The 1872-nt window shown below is 38.5% G+C and carries 1 protein-coding gene and 2 pseudogenes; 2 read left to right on the forward strand and 1 reads right to left on the reverse strand.

Going from position 1 to position 1872, the window contains the following annotated elements; genetic code table 11:
* Positions 1-214 precede the first annotated feature (214 nt).
* Positions 215-472: a helix-turn-helix domain-containing protein gene (locus QUB61_RS40360; protein ID WP_445301006.1), complete on the forward strand. Its 258-nt coding sequence runs from the start codon at positions 215-217 to the stop codon at positions 470-472.
* Between the two features lie 486 nt (positions 473-958).
* Here the strand turns inward: QUB61_RS40360 and QUB61_RS39150 are convergent.
* Positions 959-1073: pseudogene (locus QUB61_RS39150) on the reverse strand (transposase); the annotation flags it as partial.
* 77 nt (positions 1074-1150) lie between these two features.
* Here QUB61_RS39150 and QUB61_RS39155 point away from each other — a divergent pair.
* A pseudogene (locus QUB61_RS39155) lies at positions 1151-1769 on the forward strand (IS1 family transposase).
* The last annotated feature ends 103 nt before the right edge of the window (positions 1770-1872 follow it).

Below are 1872 nucleotides of genomic sequence, written 5' to 3' on the forward strand. Positions count from 1 at the left end.
CCCTCGAAGAGGATCGCTCTCGTGAGGTAAATCTAAAAATCTTTGTAATTTACGTCGCCGACTTTCGGCTGTAATTATACCAATTTCCTAAAATAATGCTACAGTTAATAGGTGTCCTTTTTGTGAGTTAGTACCCAAATATAAGAAAGAAGAAAAATGTCAGTCCTGTGTCAAGATTGAGATTCGGGAAACACAAGAAGAACTGAAAGCTCTTCTGCGTCAAGAGAAAGATGCGACTCGCCACGAAAAACTGCAAGTTCTGTATTGGCTCAAGACCCAAACTGTAGAAACCGTATTGTCGGCTGCTGTGCGCTTAGGAAAACATCGTACCACAATACAAAGATGGTTGTCTAGTTATAGAGCGGGGGGAATAGAAGAATTATTATTTCAGAAACCACGTTCGGGGAGACCAAGAATAATGAATCCTGAAACTGTAGAGAGATTATCAAAGGAATTACAAGAACCAGAATGATTCAGTAGCTACAAAGAAGTACATCAATGGTTGACAAGCTGCTGTGAAGTAAAAGTGTCATATCTGACAGTACATCAGTGGGCTAGGTATCGGCTAAAAGGAAAATTAAAGGTACCACGTCCCGTGAGCGAAAAACAGAAAAAAGGTGCAGTAGCAGAATTAAAAAAAAACTGCCATCCTTAGTAAAAGCCAGCCTGAGTCAGAGTGAGGGATTTTTAAAGCAGTGGCATAAAATTCGCTATTGGAGCCAAGACGAAAGTCGAATGGGGCTACACACAATTCAAAGAAGGAAATTAACTGGCAAAGGCATTAAGCCTCACGGAGCAGTGCAATGGGACTTTATATATCTGTGGTTATACAGCACTTCCGGATGTTATGAGGTACAGTAGCAGCAATTAGTAAACCAGTTTTTGAGATGTTTGGGATTCATTAAGTCAAGAGCCACAGCAATTATAGTGTCAACCATTTTAGTAGTGGTTGGTGAAAACTGTCGCAACAAAGATTTAAGCTGAGACCACCATAATTCAATCGGATTAAAATCAGGAGAGTAGGGGGACAAACACAAGATGGAAGCACCCACAGCTTCAATCATATGCTTAATAGGGCGTTGCTGAATTAGGGTATGATCAATTGAGAGTGCGAGCGCCCAAAAATAACATTTCACAAAACGAAGAGCTTATGCAATGTCCTGAATGTCAGTCAAGTCATGTTAATAAAAATGGTCATAAAAAAGGTAAACAGAATTATATTTGTGTCGGTTGCGGTAGACAATTTATAGATTGCTATCAACCTCATAAAGGTTACTCGGAAAATCTGAAACGTGAATGTCTAAAAATGTATGTCAATGGTATGGGTTTTCGAGCAATTGAAAGAGTCAAAAATGTGCATCATACAACAATAATTAATTGGGTAAAACAAGTAGGAAAACTCCTGCTAAATTCTTATGATCCCGAGACAATTCCCGAAGTGGGAGAATTAGATGAATTAGAAACATTTGTCGGCTCAAAAAAAAAAAAATTGGCTGTGGACCGCGGTAGACCACTTTAAACCAGGTATTTTAGGGTGGGTATTAGGCGATCATAGCGGTAAAACCTTTGAACCACTTTGGAATCTTGTTAATAAATGGAAATGCTATTTTTATGTGACAGATGGCTGGAAAGTTTACCCTAACTTTATTGCCGATGAAGATCAAATAATTAGCAAAACCTATATGACAAGAGTTGAAGGCGAAAATACAAGATTAAGACATTATTTAAGTCGTTTAAAACGAAAAACTCTTTGTTATTCTCGCATCTGAACAAATGCTTAGACATTCCATTCAATCCCACATTCCGCAGATGTGGGTCGGATTTTTTTATCTGTTGTGAAAACTTGGAAACGAAACGCTTTTGGGCTGAAAT

The organism is Microcoleus sp. C2D2 (assembly GCF_036702495.1).
Classification (GTDB): domain Bacteria; phylum Cyanobacteriota; class Cyanobacteriia; order Cyanobacteriales; family Microcoleaceae; genus Microcoleus.